The sequence below is a fragment of the Planktosalinus sp. genome (assembly GCF_059864935.1).
The window spans coordinates 1-3,348 of the sequence record NZ_JCBCCK010000262.1 but is presented as its reverse complement, the minus strand read 5'-3'; the positions used below and the strand labels follow the sequence as shown (position 1 = coordinate 3,348).

Genomic DNA, 3,348 nt, shown 5'->3' with positions numbered 1-3,348 from the left:
CTCCATAGAAATACTACAGAGGTTTTATTTTTATTATGATGTATTAATTGATCACATTTCGCTTACGATCCACCTCCTGACTAACGATTAGTATATACGACATAAAATCAATGGCTGATCTATTTCGTATCTCCGGCCTGTCGATCTAATTTTCTGTTTTCTAAAGTAGCACCTTTCCTCAAAATAACCTAAAAAATCTTTAGTCTTACTATTTAAAGCCTTTGGATAACGACTTGTTATTGAAGTCCCTGGAGCACATTTCTTAATTGAAATCGGGAAAGAAACAGTTCTGTCTAAAATCTAATGTCTAATGTCTAACATCTAATGTCTAAAATCTACAAATCATACTTCACCGTCAACATCACAATCCGTGGCATCACACTGTAAAACGAGGACGTACTAAAAGTCTCATTAAAACTGTCCTGATTGATGGTTTGTACATCCAGCAGGTTGGTGGCCTGTATCCTGTATTCCCACTTGCTGTCTTTTTTCTGATAGTATAAATCGGCTGAAAGGAAGGAGTAATTGTTGGTGATGGTCCGCTCTTTGTTGCTGTAGTCATACAAACTCCAGTCTGCTTTAAAGGTAAAATCCTTCAAAAAGTTAAACTCAATATTGGCAAACGGCCTGTGGGTGTAAAAAGTGGATTTCACACCTCCGTTGTCATAGTCGTTGAGCGTAAAGTTATACCCCACTTCAAAATTGGGAAATTCCCTGAAATTACTTCTGGCACTAGTGCGGTAATTCTGCGTAAAACTTTCTGAGGTCGTAATTTCATTATTGATGATGTTATTAAAACTGCTCCAGTTAAAGTTTCCGTTGATGCTGTATTGCATTCTTTTAATGCGCTTACTAAAACTTCCAAAAGCCGAAAAGGTTTCATCGGCAAAATTGCTGGCAATATTTATGGGTGATGAAACTTGGTTGATGCCAACAATTTGAGTTTGATTTTTTATGCCTTCCACACGGCGCGTGTAGTTTAGTGAAGCCGTAACATTGGTATAATTGAACATATTGAAGCTGAAATAGGTCAAATTGAAAGTGTTTGACAATGCGTTTTCAAGTTCGCGGTTCCCCCTGAACATTCTATTGTAGTTGTTGAACACAAACCCTTCGGCATAGTTGTTCACATCGGTATATTCAGCAGTCATGGCATACCTGAAACGCACACTTTCGCTGCGCTTTATTTGTGCTATAGCAAAAAAGTCCGGTAAGACAGCCCACTCGTTTTGTGAGGTGGTTGTGCCCAACTGTTCGGTTTTCAAATCATAATTATGCAAGGTTACTCCCGGTGTAAAGGTGAATATGCCTGTAATGAATTTGTATTTTAATCCTAAAAAAACATCACTAAAGTTGTAAGTTACATCATTGCTCAAAGGAAATATTTCGCCATTTTGTTCCGGGGTTTCATCAAAAACAATGGAACTACCGTTATCCAAAATTTGAAAAATAGAGGAATTGAACCGCTGACGGCTTTGGGTGGCACCCAAATTAAAATTTAAGTGGCTCTTGTTGTTGATAATGTAGTAATGATCCACCTTTGCGTCCAGTTTATTGGTTTTTACACGCTTTTCCTGATTGATATTAAAATTGTTTTGGTCTTCATTGGCATCCAGGATTCCCGTGAAAGGCAAAAAGTCAAGCACCGCATTGTAAAATGGGTCTTCATCCTGCCAAAGGTGCTGCACCTGACCGGCAAAAATATTTTTATCGTTCAAGGTGTAATAGGCATTCACATTCTGATTGATTGAAAACGGGTTGTTTTCTTTATCCTCAAAAATGTTGTTGTCATCAATGCCACTAACACTGGATATTTGGTTTGAAAATTCAGTTTGTTTTGCAAGTCTTCCCAACACATCATAATCCAATTGAAAACGCAAATTGGGTTTGTATACCGAACTCAATTTTAACATCCCCAGACGGTTTCTTTGATCGCTGGTGCTGGAAGCGTTTTCTACTACACCTGAAGGGTTTTCATCTTCGTCGGTGGTCACAAAACTGCGCACGGTGTTTGTCACAAAATTGGTGCGGTTGTCTGAAAGGATTGCAAAACCACTGATGTCAAGCGTTTCAGAAGCTTTATAGCTGAAGTTCCCGGCAACAAATTCAGCTTCAATATCATTGGCCCGGTTGTTTTGCATTACAGCAAAACCGAGACCGCTGTCGTTGATATTAAAACGCGTTCCCCCTCCTTGATTGAAATTCCTAAACCCTCCGGTAAAGTTGAAATAATCCCTGAAGGTAAAGGGTACATCGCCGGTGTTGTTGAAATTGGTAATGATGTTAATGCTGTATTCAGGACTGTAATAAAACAGTTTTGGATTGGCCAGATACCTGAATTTCTCGCCATAACCGGCACCTGCAGTAATTTCACCAAACCAGAAATTGGTTTTTCCTTCTTTGAGCCTGATGTTGATGGCTGTTTGGTCTTGTGTGTTTGTCACACCTCTCAACTGCCCTACTTCGTTATAATTTCTTAAAACTTCAACCTTACTTACAGCATCTGCAGGAATATTTTTAGTAGCGAGTTTGGAGTCGCCGTCAAAAAAGTCCTTGCCTTCCACCATCACTTTTTGAACTACTTTTCCGTCTACTTCAATTTCACCGTCTTCATTGAGTTCCAGTCCCGGTAAAGCTTTGATGATATCTCCCAGCTTTTTTTCGTTTCCTGTTACAAATGCATCGGTATTATATACTATAGTGTCACCACGAATCACAACGGGCATTTCATAGATAAGTTCAACCCCATCCAGTTCAGCGGTTGCTGCTTTCAAGACAATATCCCTAAAGACATCAGAGCGATCATCACCCACGGTCACTTCAAAAGTGTTTGTTTCAAAACCCAGGTAACTGGCCTGAAGTGTATAAGTTTCGTTTATTGGAAGAAAAAGCTGGTACCGGCCTGCATTGTTTGTTATGGCATAGCTTTCTATCTTATTGGTTTCTTTTACTTTGGCAATAATGCTGGCCATTTCAAGAGGGTTGCCGAGACTGTCCTTAACGGTTCCCGTGAGTTTAACCGATTGTGAAAAAGTTGAATTTGTAACTAAAAGAAAAAGAACTGAAAAAAATAAAACGGATGTATGCTTCATCAAATTGGAGTTAGTTGGTTAATAAAAAGGCTTAGTTCATTCTAATTTGCATTCCTCTGCCTCTTCCACGTCCGCCATACATTTCTTGCATTTCTTCCACTTTTTCTTTTACGATATTCTGGTATTCTTCCTGCGATACTTTTTGCCCACGGGAAGGTTTTCTAATCACTTCAGGGTTTTTGGGGTTTAGGACTATGCGCGTACACAAAATGGACGTCCTGTCTGCCTGCACTTCAAGTATGAGCCCCGGCAAACC

At 39.4% G+C, this 3,348-nt stretch carries 1 protein-coding gene and 1 pseudogene; both read right to left on the bottom strand.

Annotated features, from left to right (window positions below):
• Window positions 1-335 precede the first annotated feature (335 nt).
• A complete protein-coding gene (locus tag AC6F75_RS08830) occupies window positions 336-3,092 on the bottom strand; it encodes a carboxypeptidase regulatory-like domain-containing protein (RefSeq protein ID WP_500714641.1) in 2,757 nt (918 codons plus the stop codon).
• A gap of 31 nt (window positions 3,093-3,123) precedes the next feature.
• A pseudogene (locus AC6F75_RS08825) lies at window positions 3,124-3,348 on the bottom strand (GLPGLI family protein); the annotation flags it as partial.

Excerpts from the sequence above, each read along its gene's own strand:
- AC6F75_RS08830 (WP_500714641.1), bottom strand. The coding sequence starts at position 3,092 with ATGAAGCATACATCCGTTTTATTTTTTTCAGTTCTTTTTCTTTTAGTT.